Origin of the sequence: Pseudoalteromonas sp. c7(2019) (assembly GCF_011378625.1) — a bacterium.
GTDB classification, from domain to species: domain Bacteria; phylum Pseudomonadota; class Gammaproteobacteria; order Enterobacterales; family Alteromonadaceae; genus Pseudoalteromonas; species Pseudoalteromonas arctica.
This window is the reverse complement of sequence record NZ_WTKS01000021.1, coordinates 27,000-45,679: the sequence shown is the minus strand read 5'-3', so window position 1 is coordinate 45,679 and position 18,680 is coordinate 27,000. Positions and strand designations below refer to the sequence as shown.

Annotated in this window: 20 protein-coding genes; 14 read left to right on the top strand and 6 right to left on the bottom strand. The window is 40.1% G+C overall.

What is annotated here, in order from left to right; genetic code table 11:
• Positions 1–78 precede the first annotated feature (78 nt).
• A complete protein-coding gene (locus GQR38_RS18385; protein WP_165722872.1) occupies positions 79–879 on the top strand; it encodes a hypothetical protein in 801 nt (266 codons plus the stop codon).
• Between the two features lie 398 nt (positions 880–1,277).
• Here GQR38_RS18385 and GQR38_RS18380 read toward each other — a convergent pair whose 3' ends face one another.
• Genes GQR38_RS18380 through GQR38_RS18365 form a run of 4 tightly spaced genes read right to left on the bottom strand, consistent with a single transcriptional unit; the run spans position 1,278 to position 4,031 of the window.
• The gene (locus GQR38_RS18380; RefSeq protein ID WP_165722871.1) at positions 1,278–1,700 is read right to left on the bottom strand and encodes a hypothetical protein; all 423 of its coding nucleotides are present in this window, start codon (positions 1,698–1,700) and stop codon (positions 1,278–1,280) included.
• Position 1,701: 1 nt separating this feature from the next.
• Positions 1,702–2,889, bottom strand: a complete 1,188-nt coding sequence (locus GQR38_RS18375; protein WP_165722870.1) for a VWA domain-containing protein — start codon at positions 2,887–2,889, stop codon at positions 1,702–1,704.
• Position 2,890: 1 nt separating this feature from the next.
• The gene (locus GQR38_RS18370; RefSeq protein ID WP_010554437.1) at positions 2,891–3,739 is read right to left on the bottom strand and encodes a MoxR family ATPase; all 849 of its coding nucleotides are present in this window, start codon (positions 3,737–3,739) and stop codon (positions 2,891–2,893) included.
• A 52-nt stretch (positions 3,740–3,791) separates the two neighbouring features.
• A complete protein-coding gene (locus GQR38_RS18365; RefSeq protein ID WP_010554438.1) occupies positions 3,792–4,031 on the bottom strand; it encodes a DUF1653 domain-containing protein in 240 nt (79 codons plus the stop codon).
• Positions 4,032–4,091: 60 nt separating this feature from the next.
• Between GQR38_RS18365 and GQR38_RS18360 the strand changes: the two genes are divergently transcribed.
• From GQR38_RS18360 to rpoS, 11 genes are all read left to right on the top strand, one after another.
• Positions 4,092–4,571 (top strand): DUF2947 domain-containing protein, encoded by a 480-nt coding sequence (locus GQR38_RS18360; protein WP_165722869.1) that lies wholly within the window; start codon positions 4,092–4,094, stop codon positions 4,569–4,571.
• A gap of 74 nt (positions 4,572–4,645) precedes the next feature.
• A complete protein-coding gene (locus GQR38_RS18355) occupies positions 4,646–5,281 on the top strand; it encodes a hypothetical protein (RefSeq protein WP_165722868.1) in 636 nt (211 codons plus the stop codon).
• A 37-nt stretch (positions 5,282–5,318) separates the two neighbouring features.
• Positions 5,319–5,606, top strand: a complete 288-nt coding sequence (gene ftsB, locus GQR38_RS18350; RefSeq protein ID WP_007584772.1) for a cell division protein FtsB — start codon at positions 5,319–5,321, stop codon at positions 5,604–5,606.
• Positions 5,596–6,297 carry a 2-C-methyl-D-erythritol 4-phosphate cytidylyltransferase gene (ispD, locus tag GQR38_RS18345; protein WP_165722867.1) on the top strand — a complete coding sequence of 234 codons (702 nt, stop codon included), beginning with the start codon at positions 5,596–5,598 and terminating at the stop codon, positions 6,295–6,297. The genes ftsB and ispD overlap by 11 nt, the downstream gene beginning before the upstream one ends.
• Positions 6,294–6,791, top strand: coding sequence for a 2-C-methyl-D-erythritol 2,4-cyclodiphosphate synthase (gene ispF / locus GQR38_RS18340; protein ID WP_010554441.1), 498 nt, complete (start codon positions 6,294–6,296; stop codon positions 6,789–6,791). Before ispD ends, ispF begins: the two co-directional genes overlap by 4 nt.
• Positions 6,788–7,840 carry a tRNA pseudouridine(13) synthase TruD gene (locus tag GQR38_RS18335; protein WP_024591481.1) on the top strand — a complete coding sequence of 351 codons (1,053 nt, stop codon included), beginning with the start codon at positions 6,788–6,790 and terminating at the stop codon, positions 7,838–7,840. The genes ispF and GQR38_RS18335 overlap by 4 nt, the downstream gene beginning before the upstream one ends.
• Positions 7,821–8,585, top strand: a complete 765-nt coding sequence (gene surE, locus GQR38_RS18330; protein ID WP_165722866.1) for a 5'/3'-nucleotidase SurE — start codon at positions 7,821–7,823, stop codon at positions 8,583–8,585. Before GQR38_RS18335 ends, surE begins: the two co-directional genes overlap by 20 nt.
• Positions 8,575–9,213: a protein-L-isoaspartate(D-aspartate) O-methyltransferase gene (locus GQR38_RS18325; RefSeq protein WP_007584780.1), complete on the top strand. Its 639-nt coding sequence runs from the start codon at positions 8,575–8,577 to the stop codon at positions 9,211–9,213. Before surE ends, GQR38_RS18325 begins: the two co-directional genes overlap by 11 nt.
• 9 nt (positions 9,214–9,222) lie before the next feature.
• Positions 9,223–9,801, top strand: a complete 579-nt coding sequence (locus GQR38_RS18320) for a YqaA family protein (RefSeq protein ID WP_007584782.1) — start codon at positions 9,223–9,225, stop codon at positions 9,799–9,801.
• A 41-nt stretch (positions 9,802–9,842) separates the two neighbouring features.
• Entirely contained in the window at positions 9,843–10,667 is an 825-nt protein-coding gene (locus tag GQR38_RS18315; RefSeq protein WP_165722865.1) for a peptidoglycan DD-metalloendopeptidase family protein, read from the top strand.
• A 35-nt stretch (positions 10,668–10,702) separates the two neighbouring features.
• Entirely contained in the window at positions 10,703–11,677 is a 975-nt protein-coding gene (rpoS, locus tag GQR38_RS18310) for an RNA polymerase sigma factor RpoS (RefSeq protein WP_010554443.1), read from the top strand.
• A 112-nt stretch (positions 11,678–11,789) separates the two neighbouring features.
• Here the strand turns inward: rpoS and mutS are convergent, their stop codons facing one another.
• Positions 11,790–14,375 carry a DNA mismatch repair protein MutS gene (gene mutS, locus GQR38_RS18305; protein WP_007584788.1) on the bottom strand — a complete coding sequence of 862 codons (2,586 nt, stop codon included), beginning with the start codon at positions 14,373–14,375 and terminating at the stop codon, positions 11,790–11,792.
• A 21-nt stretch (positions 14,376–14,396) separates the two neighbouring features.
• On the opposite strand from mutS, the gene GQR38_RS18300 reads away from it, so the two are divergent.
• Both GQR38_RS18300 and recA read left to right on the top strand, forming a co-directional pair.
• Positions 14,397–14,885, top strand: a complete 489-nt coding sequence (locus tag GQR38_RS18300) for a nicotinamide-nucleotide amidohydrolase family protein (RefSeq protein ID WP_165722864.1) — start codon at positions 14,397–14,399, stop codon at positions 14,883–14,885.
• A gap of 68 nt (positions 14,886–14,953) precedes the next feature.
• Positions 14,954–15,997, top strand: a complete 1,044-nt coding sequence (gene recA, locus GQR38_RS18295) for a recombinase RecA (protein ID WP_024591486.1) — start codon at positions 14,954–14,956, stop codon at positions 15,995–15,997.
• Positions 15,998–16,379: 382 nt separating this feature from the next.
• Here recA and GQR38_RS18290 read toward each other — a convergent pair whose 3' ends face one another.
• Positions 16,380–18,503 carry a TonB-dependent siderophore receptor gene (locus GQR38_RS18290; RefSeq protein WP_165722863.1) on the bottom strand — a complete coding sequence of 708 codons (2,124 nt, stop codon included), beginning with the start codon at positions 18,501–18,503 and terminating at the stop codon, positions 16,380–16,382.
• Positions 18,504–18,680: the final 177 nt, after the last annotated feature.

Sequence of the window (18,680 nt, the reverse complement as noted above, 5' to 3'; positions counted from 1 at the left end):
AGATTTGATACTTTGCTTTTATAAGGGGAAGCCGAGATTGTGTTATGTTACTAGATGTCTATGTAAAGGAAATGTTAAATGCTTAAGCATCTAAAAGTAAAAGTAGGTCGACTTTATATAAATTACTTCTTTTGGCTCGCTCTTTGGCTTTCAATAGCAACTCTTTTATATGGCTCATTTATAATTCTATCAGCAAAGGGAGTGTCTAGTAATATTTTAGCAAACTTTGGAAGCTTTTCTGGTGGAATGGCTACAGTTGTAGCTGCTCTTGTTGCTGTAAGAGAATTTATATTATTTAGGCATAATCAAGGTGTTAAAGAGTTTAGAGAGTTTCTCAGTAAACAGGTACAATCATTGCCTAATTTTGTTCTTGAGATGGCTGATGAGGCTTATTTACTATTTGCTAAGTTGGATCGTAAAGCTAAAGAAGATTTAAAAATACCCGAAATAATTAATGAAATACAAGAGCTTGAGAATGAGTTGAAGCTGCTTGAAGAAGCGGTTTCTATCCGATACCACCAGCTAAGTGCACAGGCTGCTAATATTTTTTCTATGAGTACATACTTAGAAATATTAATAGGCACTAAAACTAAACGTTTGCTTTGTATTTTAGAAGAGTTAGAAGACGCAATTCATAATTACGAGTTGAGAGCTAATTATTATACCAGTGCAGTCTCAAAAATGAGGAGCTCAGAAATAAAGTGTGGTTACGTAGTTAATAATAAAAACGAGTTTATATCGCACTATCCTGGCTTAGATTACAAACGAAAAGGATCACTATTTCATAGGATGCCAAAGCTCCTAGGAGCTAAAAGTAATTCAATAATAGGAGAAGTTTTTAAAATATATGAAGAGTTAGAAAAGTTAAAGATAACTTAAATTTACGACCATAAAAGAAACTTCTATTTCTAAAGAACCACAAGTATGAGAGGTGTTTAGCTTGCATACGATTAACGTGGTAAGTCGGGTTGTTTCTAGTAAATTCTTCATTTTTGTCGGATGGCGTGGCTTCGCTACTTATTCGACCTACGTCAAAAGGTAGGTTGGTTAAGCCGAAGGCGCCACCCAACAGAGTTTCAGATACACGCCTAGAAGGTTAGCTGCAGGAACTGAACTGTCGTTAGTTCGCATCTAACTCAGCTCTTTTATCGCTCCACTGACCCCATCTAAACTAAGCGCATACATGCGATTATTCATTAGCTTTTTTATAAAGCCAATTGATTGATAGTGCAGCCAATGCTCGACGAGTTGTGAGTTTAGCCAATCTAGCCTAATTGTTACTCATTTGAGTAAACAATAATTTCATCAGAATTTGGTAATTTATAAAATCCAACATTTTTTGATTGCTTACCCATGAAATCAATAGCATATTTCATCTCTGCAATTGTTCTTACTGTAGAAAATTTATCTTTAAAACATGCTGAGAATTCGTATGTGAAAGATGTTGACTGATCATAACCTCCCAGCTCTAAAAGGTTATATTCAGTAAAAGGATCTGGCCCTAAAATTTGATGAGAGTTAATAAAAGGCACCCTAGAGTCTTGTGATTTCCAGTCATTCAAGCATTTAGCTTCAACATTGCTTGCTAATAAATAAATGCTTTTATCCTTTTTAGAGTCACTTAGAAAGATAGTAACAAAAACCATATTTATAATAAGTGATGCAAACAAAACTAGTTTTAATATATTCCTATTACTCATTTTAACTCAGCTCTTTTATCGCTCTACTTATTCCATCCAAGCTCAGCGCATACATGCGATTGTTCATTAGCTCTTTTATAAAGCCAATTGATTGATAGTACGGCCAGTGTTCAACCGGTTGTGGGTTGAGCCAGGCGACTTTATCAAAGTGGTTTGTGACACGTTGTAACCATGCACTGCCGGGCTCTTCATTGTAGTGCTCTACCGAGCCGCCCGCATAAGCTATTTCGTAAGGGCCCATAGTAGCATCGCCAACAAATATTACTTTATAGTCGCTGGTAAATTTATTAATCAGCGTCATGGTGTCAATCACGTTTGAATGGCGGCGCGCGTTGTCTTGCCAAACGTGCTCGTATAAACAGTTATGAAAGTAGTAAAACTCTAGGTGTTTAAACTCGCTGTGGGCGGCGCTAAATAATTCTTCGCAGGTATGAATGTAGTCATCCATTGAGCCGCCAATATCAAACAGCATGAGTACTTTTACGGCATTGTGGCGTTCGGGTGCCATTTTTACATCAAGCATGCCGCCTTGTTTTGCAGTAGCGCGAATAGTCTCGTTTAAATCAAGCGTGTCGCTTGCGCCAGTGCGGGCAAATTTACGTAGTTTTTTAAGGGCGAGTTTAACTGTGCGCGAACTAATTTCTCTGTCGGTGTCGAGGTTTTTGTATTCTCGTTTGTCCCACACTTTTACCGCTTGGCGATTACGGTTGCTGTCTTGACCTATGCGCACGCCTTCTGGATTATAGCCGTATGCCCCAAAAGGTGATGTGCCGCCAGTGCCCACCCATTTATTGCCGCCTGCGTGGCGTTTTTGTTGCTCTTCTAAACGCTCTTTTAGGGTTTTCATAAGCTCGTCGAGCCCACCCATAGCTTTTAGCTGAGCTTTTTCTTCATCGCTTAAGTTTTTTTCAAACTCTTTACGTAGCCAATCTTCAGGTAAGTTGTGCTGTTGCTTTAAACTCTCGAGTAAATCAAGGTCGGCAATACCGCTAAAGTAGTCGCTAAAAGCTTTGTCGAATCGATCAAAGTGCGTTTCATCTTTTACCATTATGGTGCGTGCTAAATGGTAAAAGGCGTCTATATCGGCAAATATAACGCCTTTTTTTAAGGCGTTAATTAAATCAAGTAGCTCGCGCAGGCTTACAGGCAAGCGGTATTCACGCAGTTTGAAGAAAAACGCAATCAACATCTTAACGGCGGCTCATAAAGGCAAGTTTTTCGATTAGGCTTATGTCTTGCTCATTTTTAAGTAATGCGCCAAACATTGGCATTAAACCACCTTTTTTAGCTTTGTCGTGCAGTGTTTTAGCGTCTATGTCTTCAGCCATTAAAAGCTTTAACCAGTCGAGTAATTCGCTGGTGGATGGCTTCTTTTTAAGGCCGTTAGCTTCACGCAGATTAAAAAACACTTCGAGTGCTTGGCGTACTAAATCCTGTTTAACGTTAGGGTAGTGCACGTCAATAATTTGCTGCATTTCGTCGCTGCTAGGAAAGTCAATATAGTGAAAAAAGCAGCGGCGTAAAAATGCGTCCGGTAATTCTTTTTCGTTATTTGATGTGATGATCACAATAGGGCGCTCTTTTGCGACAATGCGTTCATTAGTTTCGTAAACATGAAACTCCATTTTATCAAGCTCAAGTAGTAAGTCGTTTGGGAACTCTATGTCGGCTTTGTCTATTTCATCAATTAATAGTACTGGGCGTTTGCCGTTAAGCTCTGCATACGTAAATGCCTGCCAAAGCTTACCTTTAACGATGTAGTTGCCAATATTGTGTACACGCTCGTCACCTAATTGGCTGTCGCGCAGGCGCGAAACCGCGTCGTACTCGTATAAACCTTGCTGCGCTTTAGTGGTCGATTTTATATGCCACTGAATAAGCGTGGTATCTAGGCTTTTAGCTAACTCCTCAGCCAGCATGGTTTTACCTGTGCCTGGTTCGCCTTTAATTAAAAGTGGTTTTTCGAGCATTATGGCAGCATTTACAGCTTGTTTAAGCGCGCTACTTGCTATGTAATTGTCAGTTGAATTAAATTGCACGGTGTACCCTTGTCTGGTCTGAGGAGTAAGTTATTTTGTTATAATGCCATAGTTAAACGGCAGGTCCAAGGTAGGCAAAACGCGGTATGACCTCACCTTCTTTTTCAACAGTTTCTAAAAACATACTAAGTGGGCGCGCCCACATACCAAATTCACCATAGAGTGCTTGATAAATCACAAGCTGCTCCTCGGTTTCGCTGTGGGTGGCAACATGAACAACTTTGTATTGCGGCCCTTTGTAGTGTTGATATATGCCTGGTTTGAGTGAAAGTGGTTTTATTGCTGTAGTCATGTTTTGATCTCTTGTATAATTTGGCTTTGCACTTTTAATGTTAACTAATTTGCCAATACTATGAACTATATTTCGCTAGATGATTACAAAAAAGCATGGGTTTTTCGTCATAAAGACTTACCTGTATCAGATGAAGACGCAGTAAAAATAAAGCCTATGGGAGATGAGCGCGCAGCCGTACTTTGGACAACCATGGTAAGTCGTGAGTTTGATCACCCAGATTTTTTTGAAGACACCGATTGGTGTGGCCAAGAAAAAAGCTTTAGCCAAGAAGTAGATTGGCAAGATGCGTGGGAAAATGGTGATGCGCAACCACCAGAAACAATCTTAACGTTTTTAGATTGGGAAGCTAACACCACTGTTTATTTTTGTATGGCACGCGATAATATTATCGAAACAACATTTGATGTATTTAAACGCAATTGGCAAAACTTTATGTTTTTAGCTGATGGCAGTTTGCTGATTGGTAAAAAGCGTAATACGGTTGTGCAATTTTTAGAATCAGGTAAAGCAAAATTAGGTGAAAAGCCAAGCGCTTAATTAGTGCGCTGCGCTTAAAAAACATTCAATACTGTGTTATAAAACATTTATCTGAATATTTTTGAGTACAGCTTTTGGTCGCTAAAAATCAGTTACTTGGTGCTCAGCAGCAAGTTGAAATTTGGCAAACTGATGCACAAAAAGTGTTGTATGCACAATTGTGCAATGCGTTTTATCAGCGTGAGGTTCAGCGATTAGTTGCAGAGCCTAATGCCGATAAACTGCGCCGTCAGTTAAAAAGCCTACCTTATTATATTGAGCGAGCTGCAACGTTAGTTGCCAATGGTGACACGCCTTTTACGCTGGACGCGCAAAATGGTACGTGGCTTGAAAAGCAAAAACCGACCCCACCCGATGTGAATGTTCAAGCTAATGAACTTTTTTATCAAACGTATGCCAAAGTGGGGCTTATAGTGCCCGTTATATTACATGGCTACGATCAGGTGCGTCTTAGAATAGACAGTATCGATCAGTTAGGCGAAAATAAGCTGCATTGTAACGAGCTTGGTTGGTTTGATTTTTTAGGAAATGGGCTAGAGCAGCAAAATGCTCAGTTAATAAAGCCAAGTAAAGTGAGTTTAACCGCTGCATGTTGCGGGCATCAGTGGCAATTTTCGAAGCGTTGTATGCCACGGGTTTTATCACTACGCGAAATGCTTTTAGCGGGTAGTATTAATTGGCGCAATTTAAAGCGCCCCTTAGCGTATTAAAGTTAAGGTATTTGGAATTTAAAATAAGGAGTGTTAAATGCGTATTTTTCAAGTTGGCTTACTGTGCTTAGCACTGTTTGTACAATACAGATTATGGTTTGGTCATAATGGTTTACAAGACTACACACGGCTAAAAGGTGCTGTAGCGTCGCATCAAGAAACCAACGAAAAGCTCATTAAACGTAATAAAGTACTTAAAGCAGATATTGAAGACTTAAAGCTTGGCCAAGAAGGCATTGAAGAGCGTGCACGCAACGAATTGGGAATGATTAAACCGGACGAAACATTTATTCGTGTTTTACCGGGCAAACAATATGACAAATAAACAGACTATTGCAGCAATTGTACCTGCTGCGGGCGTTGGCAGTAGAATGCAGCACAATGCGCCTAAGCAATATATACAATTAGCCGGTAAAACCATTTTAGAACACACCTTAGCTAAACTTTCTCAATTACCTCAATTACGCACTATTGTTGTTGCCCTTAGCGACAGCGACCCCTATTTTGACGAACTCCCAACACTTGATAAGCGCATTGTTCGCGCCAGTGGCGGTAAAGAGCGTGCAGATTCAGTACTTAATAGCTTACTTTTTTTAGCACCTAACCCGCCTACATGGGTGTTGGTGCACGATGCTGCGCGTCCGCTAGTTAATATTAGTGATATAGAACGTTTAATTGATGAATGTATACGCGCTGATGAAGGCGGTATTTTAGCTAGCAAAGTAAAAGACACCATAAAACGCGGCCACACTCATGCCCTACAAACTGTGCCACGAGACGATTTATGGCAAGCACTTACCCCGCAGTTTTTTAAATATGACGAGCTTAAAAATGCATTGCAAAACGCATTAGCAAACGGGGCTACTATTACCGATGAAGCCAGTGCAATTGAGTGGGCGGGTAAACCGGTTAAGCTTGTAGCAGGTCGCAGCGATAATATTAAAATAACCACGCCAGAGGATTTAGACTTGGCTGGGTTTTTATTACATAAACAACAAAACGAGAGTGCATTATGATACGAATTGGCCATGGTTTTGACGTACATAAATTTGGCGGCGAAGGCCCGTTAACTATTTGTGGTGAAAAAATTGATTATCCACAAGGCTTTTTAGCGCACTCAGATGGCGATGTCGCTATTCATGCATTATGTGATGCTATTTTAGGCTCGCTTGCAATGGGTGATATTGGTAAGCACTTTCCCGATACGGCTAGCGAGTATGAAAATATCGACAGCCGTATTTTACTTCGCCATGTGGTGAGCTTAGCTAAAGAGCAAGGTTATGTAATTGGCAATGGCGATGTGACTATTGTTGCACAGGCGCCAAAAATGCTGCCACACATTCAAGCTATGCGTGCTAATTTAGCCAGCGATTTAAATTGTGACCTTAGCCAAATTAACGTTAAAGCCACTACTACCGAAAAGCTAGGCTTTGAAGGGCGCAGGGAAGGCATTTCTAGCCATGCGGTGGTTATTATGAGTAAAGAGCTTGCGAGTACAAAAAACGCATGAGCGATTTAAATTATTTATACGGTGCACCGCTTTCTAAAGCTGATTTTAAAACCACTGCTGAAGACTTTATGGTTGATGAAGACCTAGGTATAGAATTTACCGGCAGTGGCGAACACGTGTGTTTGCAGGTGGTTAAAAAAGGCGAAAATACGCAATACGTTGCAAAGCTAATTGCACAACGTGCGGGTGTTTCACCGCGAGACGTAAGTTACGCCGGCATGAAAGATCGCCACGGAGTGTGCTCACAGTGGTTTAGTGTAAAAGTACCGATTAAAAAGCCTATCGATTTTAGCGATTTAAATAGCGAGAGTATTTTTATTGTGTCGCAACAGCGCCACGACCGTAAATTACGCACGGGCTGCCACAAAGGTAATAGATTTACTATTACGCTTCGTAATGTAACCAAGCCCCTTGATATTTTATGCCGTATTAATGCTGTACGCGCAGGTGTGCCTAATTATTTTGGCGAACAGCGCTTTGGGCATGGCGGTCATAACTTAGTAATGGCTGAAAAAATGTTTGCAGGGGAGCGCATTCGCGATAAAAAACTGCGCGGCATTATTATTTCAGCAGCGCGTTCTCATGTGTTTAATCAAATAGTAAATTTACGTGTTAAAGAGCATGGTTTAGCTAAAACAATGCACCGTGAAGTATTTATGCTCAGCGGCAGTAATGCATTTTTTGAAGATGCAATTAACGACGAAAACATAGAACGATTAGCCACTGGCGATATTATGATGTCGGCACCTATGGTGGGGAAAAGCGAAAAAGGTTTGACCGAACAAGAAAAAATATGGCTTGAACCTTTCCAAACATGGTGCGATGGCTTAGGTGAGCTAGGTCTTAAAAATGAGCGCAGGATGCTGCGTTTAATTCCGCAAAACTTAACGGTTGAGACCATAGATGAAACCAGTTTAAAACTGAGTTTTGGTTTGCCAAAAGGGTGTTTTGCAACTGCATTATTACGTGAGCTGGTGGATTATAAAGATGCTAGCCCTCGAGAGCGTAAAGAAAAGGATAATGACATAAATGAAGATACTGTTAAGTAACGATGATGGCGTAAATGCTAAAGGCATTGCGGTTTTATATCAGGCGCTTATACAAATTGCAGAGGTAACCCTTGTTGCACCTGATCGCAACTGTAGTGGCGCGAGTAATTCTTTAACACTAATGAACCCGCTACGAGCGACTACACTCGAGAATGGTTTTATGTCGGTTAATGGCACACCTACTGATTGTGTACATTTAGGTGTAAATCAGTTAGCTGATGAAAAACCAGACCTTGTTGTTGCTGGTATTAACCATGGTGCCAATTTAGGCGATGATACGCTTTACTCTGGCACTGTTGCAGCTGCAACTGAAGGTCGCCATTTAGGCTTACCTGCAATTGCGGTATCGCTTTGCTCACATAAAGGTGAGCATTTTGAAACAGCCGCTGCTGTTACCGTAAATATTATTAAAGGTTTGGCTTCGCATCCGCTTCCAAAAGATCAAATAATAAATATAAATGTGCCAGATATTCCATTAAGTGAATTAAAAGGGGTGCAAGTAACTCGTTTAGGTGCTCGTCATAAAGCAGAAACCATGACCAAACAAACCGATCCTTGGGGTCGAGATATTTATTGGTATGGATCGCTGGGCATAGAAAGCGATGCAGGTGAGGGTACCGACTTTTACGCAATCAATAACGGTTATGCCTCTGTTACGCCATTAAGTGTTGATATGACAGCCAAAGACAGCCTAAAAGCTGTAGGAGACTGGTTAGCCGATTTGGAGATTAATCGTGCTCGCTAATTATACCCGCAGTGCAAAAGCGCTATCTGACTTACTAAAGCGCGAAGGCGTTGAAGATACACAAGTACTGAGTGCTATAGCTGATATTCCGCGACACATATTCGTAGACGATGTGCTAAAACACAAAGCTTATGAAAATACGGCGCTACCTATTGGGCAAGGGCAAACTATTTCCCAGCCTTATATAGTAGCGCGCATGACAGAGCTACTTCGCTTAGCTGGTGTGCGCAATAAAGTGCTGGAAATTGGTACTGGCTCTGGATATCAAACTGCAATATTAGCCAAAACGTTTACAAAAGTTTATTCGGTAGAGCGTATTAAAACGCTTCAGTGGCAGGCAAAGCGTCGATTGCAGCAACTCGATTTATATAATGTAACCATGAAGCATGGTGATGGTTGGCAAGGCTGGCAATCACAAGCACCTTTTGATGGTATTATAGTGACTGCTGCGGCCTCTAAAGTTCCACAAGACTTACTTGCTCAGTTAGCCGATGGAGGCGTGTTATTAGCGCCCATTGGTGAGAGCGATCAAAAATTAGTAATGGTTATCCGCGAAGGCGATAATTATAAAGAGCATGTTATTGCTCCCGTTAGATTTGTGCCGTTAGTACCTGGCGATATTGAATAGGAATTCATTTTGAAGTTGTTTACCAAGTTATACGATATGGCCCTAGTGTGGGCAAAGCACCGCCATGCGGAACGTTATTTAGCTGCAATGAGCTTTGCAGAGTCAGTTTTTTTTCCAATACCGCCCGATGTAATGCTTGCACCTATGTCGCTTGCGCAACCCAAAAAAGCATGGCGTTTTGCAAGCTTTGCCACAATAGCATCGGTTGTTGGTGGAGTAGTTGGTTACTTGCTTGGGTTTTGGCTATTTGAACCCGTTGTTGAGCCATTGATTGCACAAATGCACTGGCAAGAAAAGTTTGATATCGCATTAAATTGGTTTAAAGATTACGGTGTTTGGGTTGTGTTTTTAGCTGGTTTTTCGCCTATACCATATAAAGTATTTACCATTGGCGCAGGTGTTTTACAAATGGCATTTTTGCCATTTTTACTCGCATCGGCGATTGGACGTGGTGCGCGATTCTTTTTAGTTTCAGCCTTAATGAAGTGGGGCGGGGCTAAAATGGAAGCAAAATTACGTCAATATATTGAAATACTTGGTTGGGGATTAGTGGTATTAATTGCGCTAGCGTACTTTTTATTGCGTTAAGCGTTAAAAATATCAATTGTCTAATTTGGGAGAAAAATACAATGAATAAACAGTTTTTACTGTATATGACTATATTTGTTGGTGTTTTTCTTTCTGGTTGCTCTTCTCGCCATGTTCCTGCGCCTGTTAGCAGTCTAAATAATAATGTTAACGATTTAGGTCATACTATTAACATTAATGGAAGCAACTATAAAGTACAAAGAGGAGATACCCTTTATTCTATCGCCTTTAGTGCCGGTCAAGATTTTAGATTACTTGCAAAAAACAATTCAATTCCATCACCTTACACTATTTTTCCTGGACAAAATATATCCTTAATCCCTAAGCCAAAAAAAATAAAAAGGGATGAAAAATATACGAATTCGAGTAAAAAGTCTACAAAAAAAACACAAAAAAATAACATTATATTAAAGAAAGAGCTTGATCCTCCAAAACAACGAGAGTATGTTCAGAAACAAGCCAGTAACAAAGTTAGTAATACTAAACGTTTGTCGAGCAGTAAAGTTAAGTGGTTTTGGCCTGCAAAGGGCAAAATTACCAAACGCTTTTCTAATAAGGAAAACGGTTATAAAGGTTTACAGATTACTAATCGCAAAGGGGCTTCAGTCTTAGCCGCGGCACAAGGAACAGTGGTGTACGCGGGTAACGCTCTACGAGGTTATGGTAGTTTAATCATATTGAAACATAATGATGATTACCTAAGTGCTTATGCACATAACTCAAAATTACTTGTTAAAGAAAAGCAGAAGGTTAAGGCAGGACAAAAAATAGCAGAAATTGGTAATTCAGAATCTCCGGTCACCGCGCTTCGCTTTGAAATTCGCTACCGAGGGCAAGCTGTCAATCCTGCTAAATACCTACCCTAATTTTCAGGTATTGATAATTGCTCGGGAGAAGGCTTATGGCTAGCGCAGCAAAACTTGACAAACATACTACGACTGACGAAAAATTCGATAATATTGATGCTGATGAAAGTACAGCGTTGCTAGAAAAAGTAGAAGACGATGAAATCTTTGCAAAAGAAGAAGTAACTAAAAATCTTGACGCAACCCAACTTTATTTAGGCGAAATTGGTTTTTCTCCTTTGCTTAGCGCAGAAGAAGAAGTGTTTTTTTCTCGTAAATCACTTCGAGGTTGTGAAGCCTCACGCAAACGTATGATTGAAAGTAACTTACGTTTAGTTGTTAAAATAGCACGCCGTTACAATAACCGTGGCCTTGCTCTACTCGATTTAATTGAAGAAGGTAACTTAGGCTTAATCCGCGCCGTTGAAAAATTTGACCCTGAACGTGGCTTTAGATTTTCTACTTACGCTACATGGTGGATACGTCAAACAATTGAACGTGCCATTATGAATCAAACTCGCACCATCCGCCTACCAATACATGTTGTTAAAGAGCTTAATGTTTACCTGCGTACAGCGCGTGAATTAACTCAAAAACTTGACCATGAACCAACAGCTGACGAAATTGCAGCTTGCCTAGACAGACCCGTTGAAGACGTAACTAAAATGCTACGTTTAAACGAGAGAATAGCATCGGTTGATATGCCGATTGGTGGTGAAAACGACAGTGTACTGCTTGATATCATCCCAGATGAAAAAAGTGCAGGCCCTGAAGGCGAAGTACAAAATAATGATATTAATAAACACATTGTAGATTGGTTAGGTGAATTGAACCCTAAACAACGCGAAGTGTTAGCACGTCGATTTGGATTACTTGGCTACGAGCCATCTACACTTGAAGATGTAGGTCGTGAAATAGGCTTAACACGTGAGCGTGTAAGACAAATTCAGGTAGAGGCATTACGTCGTTTAAAAGACATTTTGCAACAAGAAGGTTTAAGTACAGATAGCTTGTTTAATCAGTTTTCGTAACTGGTTAAATAGTTTTCGTAACTGGTTAAATAGTTTAAGAGACTATGTGTGTTAAAAAGCCGAAGAATTTATTCTTCGGCTTTTTTTATGCTTGTAAATTAGATGATATAAATTACAACAATGCTTTTAGTTTATATAATAAATCGTGCGCTTGGCGTGGCGATAAATTATCAGGGTCGATAGCGCTTAACTGCTCTTCTACTTCAGAAGGTGTATTTTGTGCAACTTCATTATTAAAAGTAAAGGCTTGTTGCTCTGTATTTGGTGCAGTAACGCTTTGATGATTTTCAAGTAACTTAAGTTTTTGCTTTGCTTGTGCAATAACAGCTTTTGGCACACCCGCAAGAGCAGCTACCTGTAAGCCAAAGCTCTTACTTGCTGCGCCATCAAGTACTGTATGCATAAAGGCGATTGTATCGTTATGCTCTATTGCATCAAGGTGCACGTTTACCAGACCTGTTGTTTGTTCAGCAAGTTCTGTTAACTCAAAGTAGTGCGTTGCAAACAATGTTTTAGCTGATATTTTTGACGCTAAATGATCGGCTGTTGCATACGCAAGCGAGAGCCCATCATAGGTACTTGTACCACGACCAATTTCATCCATTAACACTAAAGACTGCGCCGTGGCGTTATTTAAAATAGTGGCTGTTTCGGTCATTTCTACCATGAAGGTTGAGCGACCTGATGCTAAATCATCGCTAGCACCAATACGTGTAAATATGCGATCGATATTGCCAATTTTAGCGCTGTCTGCAGGTACATAACTGCCAATGTGAGCCATTAGTACAATAAGTGCTGTTTGGCGCATATAGGTTGATTTACCGCCCATGTTTGGACCCGTAATAATCAACATTTTACGTTGGCTGTTTAATTCAACAGGGTTAGCAATAAACGGTTCTTTCATTACTTGTTCAACAACAGGGTGACGACCTTGCTTAATGCTTATATTGTCGTTATCGCACAGTTCTGGTTTTGCATAATTGAGTGCAAATGCACGTTCGGCCAAGTTATTTAACACGTCTAAATCGGCCAGTGCTGCTGCCATCATTTGCAACTGTTCAATATGTGGAGCGATAAATCTAAACAACTCTTCGTATAGTTGCTTTTCAAGTGCGAGTGCTTTTGATTGGCTACCAAGTACTTTATCTTCGTGTTCTTTAAGCTCAGGAATAATATAGCGTTCGTTATTTTTAAGCGTTTGGCGACGAATGTAGTCGGCTGGCACTAAGTGAGCATTGGCACGGCTTACTTCAATAAAAAAGCCATGTACGCGGTTATAGCCAATTTTAAGCGTACTAATACCCGTGCGTTCGCGTTCACGTAACTCTAGTTGATCAAGTACGTCGGTTGCACCTTTACTTAAGTTACGCCACTCATCTAGTTCGCTGTTGTAACCAGGGGCAATAACGCCACCGTCACGAATAAGTACCGGTGGGTTTTCTATCACTGCACGTTCTAATAACTCTTGTAAATCAGGGAGCTCAGGTGAGTGCTTGATAATACCCGCTATACGAGGATCGTTAGCATCACCTAACAAAGTGTGTAGTGGCGCAAGTGCTTGTAATGCGCTGCGAAGGCGAGTTAAATCGCGCGGGCGAGCTGTGCATAAAGCTAGGCGTGCAATAACTCGCTCTACATCACCAATCTCTTTTAATGATTCGTGTAATTCGCCGCACAGTTGTACATCTAAAATAGCGCTAATTGCATTTAAGCGAGAATTTAGCTCGTCTTTATTACGTACAGGTGTATGAATACGGCGCTTAAGTAAACGAGAGCCCATAGGTGTTGCTGTTTTATCAAGTACTTGGGCAAGTGTATTTTCAAACCCGCCTGATAAATTAACGGTAAGTTCTAAATTTTTACGAGTAGCGGCATCTAAAATAACAGCGTGTTCGTTGTGCTCAAGTGTAATTGCACGAATATGTGGCAGTGCAATACGCTGTGTATCTTTTACGTATTGCATCAGGCAACCGGCAGCAACAAGCGCGCTGTGGGCTTTATCAACACCAAAACCTACTAAATCTTTAGTACCAAACTGATCGCATAATAAGTGCTCGGCCGTATCTAAGTCGAACTCCCACTCTGGGCGGCGGCGGGCACCTTTTATATGCTCAATTAAATGAAAGTTTTCAAAGCTTTCGCTATACAGAAGTTCTGCCGGAGCTAAGCGCTGAATAGTTGAGCTAAAGGCTTCGTCGGTGTTAACCTCTACAACGTTAAAGCGACCAGAGTTAATATCAAGGTACGCGATACCGTATAGACCTTTTTTACTTTGCCAAACGCTGGTAAGAAGGTTGTCTTGTCGTTCTTGTAAAAGCGCTTCGTCAGAAATTGTACCAGGTGTAACTATACGAACAACTTTACGATCGACAGGACCTTTACTAGTTGCAGGGTCGCCCACTTGTTCGCAGATAGCCACTGACTCACCCATTTGAACTAAGCGTGCTAGGTAGTTTTCTACTGCATGATAAGGCACGCCCGCCATAGGGATAGGATCGCCACCGGCTTTACCGCGATGTGTTTGCGAAATATCGAGTAATTGAGCGGCGCGTTTAGCGTCATCAAAAAAGAGTTCGTAAAAATCGCCCATACGATAAAACAATAAAATATCGCGATGCTCTGATTTTATTTTTAGATACTGCTGCATCATAGGGGTTTGTTGTTTTATAGTGTGTGGTGCATAAAGATCAAACGACATGTATTTACCCAAAGGCTGAATATGGAATTACATCAAGAGATTAAAACACTTGCTGCGCAATTAGGCGCTATTTTAACGGATAAATGCTTATGGATCACTAGTGCTGAGTCATGTACTGGTGGCGGAGTGAGTTATGCCCTTACAGATACGCCCGGAAGCTCGGCTTATATTGACCGCGCATTTGTGACTTACAGCAACCAAGCAAAGCAAGACTTACTAAATGTAAGTGCCAGTACATTAGCGCAATTTGGTGCTGTGAGCGAGCAGACAGTACGTGAAATGGCACTAGGTGCAATTAAGGCAACAAACGCAAATATATCTATAGCTGTATCGGGTATTGCAGGACCTGGCGGGGCAACTGATGGCAAACCTGTGGGACTTGTGTGGTTTGGCATACAAATTAATGACAAAGTACTGACCTTTAAACAAGTATTCTCTGGCGATAGGGCTCAAGTTAGACTGCAAGCTATTGTATTTGCATTGAAAAGTGTAATAGATGAGATAAAATAAAAAAATTAGCTTGATACTGTGATTTCATACAGTATACTTGATTCCATTAGCTGGATTTGGAGAATAAAATGAACGATAACAAACAAAAAGCGTTGGACGCTGCACTATCACAAATTGAACGTCAATTTGGTAAAGGCTCAATTATGAAATTGGGTGATAACAAAGCGTTAAACATTGAATCTGTATCTACAGGCTCATTAGGTATTGATATTGCTTTAGGCATAGGTGGTTTACCTATGGGACGTATTGTTGAAGTATACGGACCTGAGTCATCTGGTAAAACAACGCTTACTTTACAAGTTATCGCAGAAGCACAAAAAGAAGGCAAAACATGTGCCTTTATTGATGCTGAGCATGCTCTAGATCCAGTTTATGCACAAAAGCTTGGTGTTAACATTGATGAGCTTTTTGTATCGCAACCAGATACCGGTGAGCAAGCATTAGAAATTTGTGACATGTTAGTGCGCTCAAGCGCGGTAGACGTTGTTGTAATTGACTCGGTTGCTGCACTTACACCAAAAGCTGAAATTGAAGGCGACATGGGCGACTCGCACATGGGCTTACAAGCACGTTTAATGTCGCAAGCATTACGCAAGCTTACTGGTAACATTAAACGCTCTAACACGTTATGTATTTTCATTAACCAAATCCGTATGAAAATTGGTGTTATGTTTGGTAACCCAGAAACAACAACGGGTGGTAATGCACTTAAGTTTTACGCATCGGTACGTATTGATATTCGTCGTATTGGTTCTGTTAAAGAAGGCGATGAAGTTGTTGGTAACGAAACTCGCGTTAAAATTGTTAAAAACAAAGTAGCGCCGCCGTTTAAACAAGCTGAATTTATCATCATGTATGGTGAAGGTATTTCTAAGCAAGGCGAGCTAATTGACCTAGGCGTTAAGCATAAAATTGTTGAAAAAGCAGGTGCTTGGTATAGCTACTGTGGCAACAAGGTTGGCCAAGGTAAATCTAACTCAATTAAGTTTTTGAAAGAAAACCCAGAAATTGCAGATGAGATTGAAGGCAAGTTACGCGAAATGCTTTTATTAAAAGCAACTATTGAACCAGATGATGGTGAAGATAAGTTGGGCGATGACGCTGATCTTTAACAGCCTCAAAATGAGTTTTTAAGCTTGATTTGACCCGAGCTTTAAAAAGCGTTAATCAGTAATGATTAGCGTTTTTTTGTTATTAAAAACTTAAAGTAGATAACCTGAGCTCTGGATAATAAATCTATCTCGAGCAGCTATTTTCAGCGCTAACTGCGTTGAATTTACTTACAATAGGCCAGCTATTGACGCGTAAATTCGCCTTGTTTCCACTGAAAATCTCTGGCTAGAGAAAATAAATTTAAATACCACTATGATTCAATACGTTAGTAAATCTCTTAACCAGAGTTTAGGTTAGATAAAAATAAAAACGACACATTAAAAATGTGTCGTTTTTTAATTTAACCGCAAAAATCTACAGCCTTTAATTAATCAAATATATTTATAACTGCCAATTTACAGATAGAGCGTAGTTACGCGGTGCACCGTAGTAACCTTGTTCCCAGTATAGGCTGTGCAAATATTTTTCACCTGTGGTGTTATTAACGTTGAAAGTGACTCCTACGTTATCTGTAATTTTGTAAGTGGCCATTAAATCAAGTAACCCGTATGCATCTTGGTTGGTAGTAACACTTGCAATACCATTAGCATCTTTAACTTGAACTCGGCTAGTTGAATCCTGCCAGCGATAGTTTGCACCAAATGATAAGCCATCAACTAAAGGAACTTGGTAGGTTGCGGCCACTTTAAGTTGGTTTTCTGGTGTGTAATCTTTTACTAAATCATCACCATCAATATTTAAATTACTAAAGCTAATACTTGCACTTAAATCATCTGTAAATTTACCACTTAACTCTACTTCAAAACCATTACTACTAATGCCATCAGCTGCATAATAACGCGTATCACTTGGTAATGAGTTAGCTATAGCAACAGCAAGGCCATCTTGTTTTGCATCAAAATAAGCAAACGTTACAAATAACTGGTCGTCTAGAAGCTGTGCTTTGACACCTATTTCGCTACTTTTGCCAGTAACAGCAGGTAGTTGATTGGCATTTATGTCTAGTTCTTTTTGCGGTACAAATGTTTCTGTATAGCTTGCATAAGCCGATAGAGATTCGTTAAAGTCGTACACTGTACCAATGTACGGTATTAGCTCAGAGTCACTTCGAGTTTGAGCAACGCCATAGGCTGTGCCTTTTGTTTCCCAATCGGTATAACGCACGCCAGCGAGCACACTTAAAGGCTCACTTAATTTAATGCGAGTAGATATGTAAGCTGATTTTTGCTCGTTAGTAATATCACTACCATTTACGCCATCAGCAAGTGTTGCCTTTGGTACTACACCATCCCACGTTTTAAGTGATGGCATATCTGGAAAACCATTGCCTGTAGTGTAATCGTAAAGAGACTGCTCGTTGTAATCCATTTTAGCTTGGCTAACACCAAATGATAGGTCGTGCTCTTGATTAAATAAATCAAACTTACCACTGGCGTATAAATCAAATAAGTCATGCTTATCTTCGTAATCATAACGGCTAGCATAACCTGTTAAACCAAGTTCAGTATCTTTATCAGGGGTACCGTATACGTAGAACAGCTCTGAGTTTTGCTTGTTTTCGATGTGAGCATAGCGTGCTCTAGCCACCCATGTTGCTGATAAGTTTTGTTCAAGCGTTACATATACTTGCTCTGCACTGTTATCCCAGTAAGACCAATCAGCAGCAGTACTGGTTGATTCGTCATAGTTAGTTGGTGAGCCGTCGGTGTAATAAAGAGGTAGTGCCCCCCAAAGTGGGCTATCAGCATCTTTTTGTTGGTTAACGTAGTTAACGCTTAATAATGTGCTGTCTGTTAATTTGCCTTCGTAGGCTAAATAAATAATTGTTTTATCTGTTTCGTAGCGATCTAGGTATGAATCAGCTTTTTGCTTTGTAAATACAGCACGTACGGCGTGTTCTTCATTTATTGGCGTAGATACATCTAAATCTAAACGTTTTTTATTCCATGAGCCATACGAGGCTGATGCATTTGCTTGTGTTGTGTAAGTTGGTTTCTTTAAAACCATATTTACAGTTGCAGAAGGATTACCGGCACCGGTCATTAAGCCATTAGCGCCACGAACTATTTCTACACGGTCATAAATTGAAGTATCAAGGCTGCCTTGAATAGATCCAGAGCTTTGTGGAATACCTAAGCCATCAACTTGAAAGTTAGTAATTTCAAAGCCACGAGCTTTAAAGTAAGTACGATCTGTTTCTATTTGCTCTACTGTTACGCCGGGGGTGCTTTCAAGTACTGAGTTTATATCGTCTAGTGAAAAGTCGTCCATTAATGCGCGTGATACTACCGAGATTGACTGTGGTGTTTCTTTAATTGTTAAACCTAGTTTGGTAGCTGATTGCGCTTCTTCTGTTATGTAGTTTTTGTGATGTTGACCATATACCGCAATTTTTTCGAGAGGTTCATCTTTTACAGTTGCTTCATCAGCAAGTGCATAACCAGATAGAATTAAAGAAGTAGCAAAGCTTAATTTAGATAAACGCAAAACTTGAGGGGACGACATAAGTTTTTCCAGTTAGTTCAAAAAGAAGTGCGTAACTTAATCTAAATGATATCGATTTGCAATTAGGTTGTGTGTTTTTACCTATTATTATTCTATTTTGTTGGATTTTAGCGTCACATAAAGAGATTATGGGTACGAATTGATGAATTATATAGAACTTAATATCCCTTATAAAAA

Excerpts from the sequence above, each read along its gene's own strand:
- ftsB (WP_007584772.1), top strand. The coding sequence starts at position 5,319 with ATGCGTATTTTTCAAGTTGGCTTACTGTGCTTAGCACTGTTTGTACAA.
- GQR38_RS18335 (WP_024591481.1), top strand. The coding sequence starts at position 6,788 with ATGAGCGATTTAAATTATTTATACGGTGCACCGCTTTCTAAAGCTGAT.
- mutS (WP_007584788.1), bottom strand. The coding sequence starts at position 14,375 with ATGTCGTTTGATCTTTATGCACCACACACTATAAAACAACAAACCCCT.
- GQR38_RS18365 (WP_010554438.1), bottom strand. The coding sequence starts at position 4,031 with ATGACTACAGCAATAAAACCACTTTCACTCAAACCAGGCATATATCAA.
- GQR38_RS18290 (WP_165722863.1), bottom strand. The coding sequence starts at position 18,503 with ATGTCGTCCCCTCAAGTTTTGCGTTTATCTAAATTAAGCTTTGCTACT.
- GQR38_RS18380 (WP_165722871.1), bottom strand. The coding sequence starts at position 1,700 with ATGAGTAATAGGAATATATTAAAACTAGTTTTGTTTGCATCACTTATT.
- recA (WP_024591486.1), top strand. The coding sequence starts at position 14,954 with ATGAACGATAACAAACAAAAAGCGTTGGACGCTGCACTATCACAAATT.
- GQR38_RS18385 (WP_165722872.1), top strand. The coding sequence starts at position 79 with ATGCTTAAGCATCTAAAAGTAAAAGTAGGTCGACTTTATATAAATTAC.
- GQR38_RS18315 (WP_165722865.1), top strand. The coding sequence starts at position 9,843 with ATGAATAAACAGTTTTTACTGTATATGACTATATTTGTTGGTGTTTTT.
- GQR38_RS18375 (WP_165722870.1), bottom strand. The coding sequence starts at position 2,889 with ATGTTGATTGCGTTTTTCTTCAAACTGCGTGAATACCGCTTGCCTGTA.
- GQR38_RS18360 (WP_165722869.1), top strand. The coding sequence starts at position 4,092 with ATGAACTATATTTCGCTAGATGATTACAAAAAAGCATGGGTTTTTCGT.
- GQR38_RS18300 (WP_165722864.1), top strand. The coding sequence starts at position 14,397 with ATGGAATTACATCAAGAGATTAAAACACTTGCTGCGCAATTAGGCGCT.
- rpoS (WP_010554443.1), top strand. The coding sequence starts at position 10,703 with ATGGCTAGCGCAGCAAAACTTGACAAACATACTACGACTGACGAAAAA.
- surE (WP_165722866.1), top strand. The coding sequence starts at position 7,821 with ATGAAGATACTGTTAAGTAACGATGATGGCGTAAATGCTAAAGGCATT.
- ispD (WP_165722867.1), top strand. The coding sequence starts at position 5,596 with ATGACAAATAAACAGACTATTGCAGCAATTGTACCTGCTGCGGGCGTT.
- ispF (WP_010554441.1), top strand. The coding sequence starts at position 6,294 with ATGATACGAATTGGCCATGGTTTTGACGTACATAAATTTGGCGGCGAA.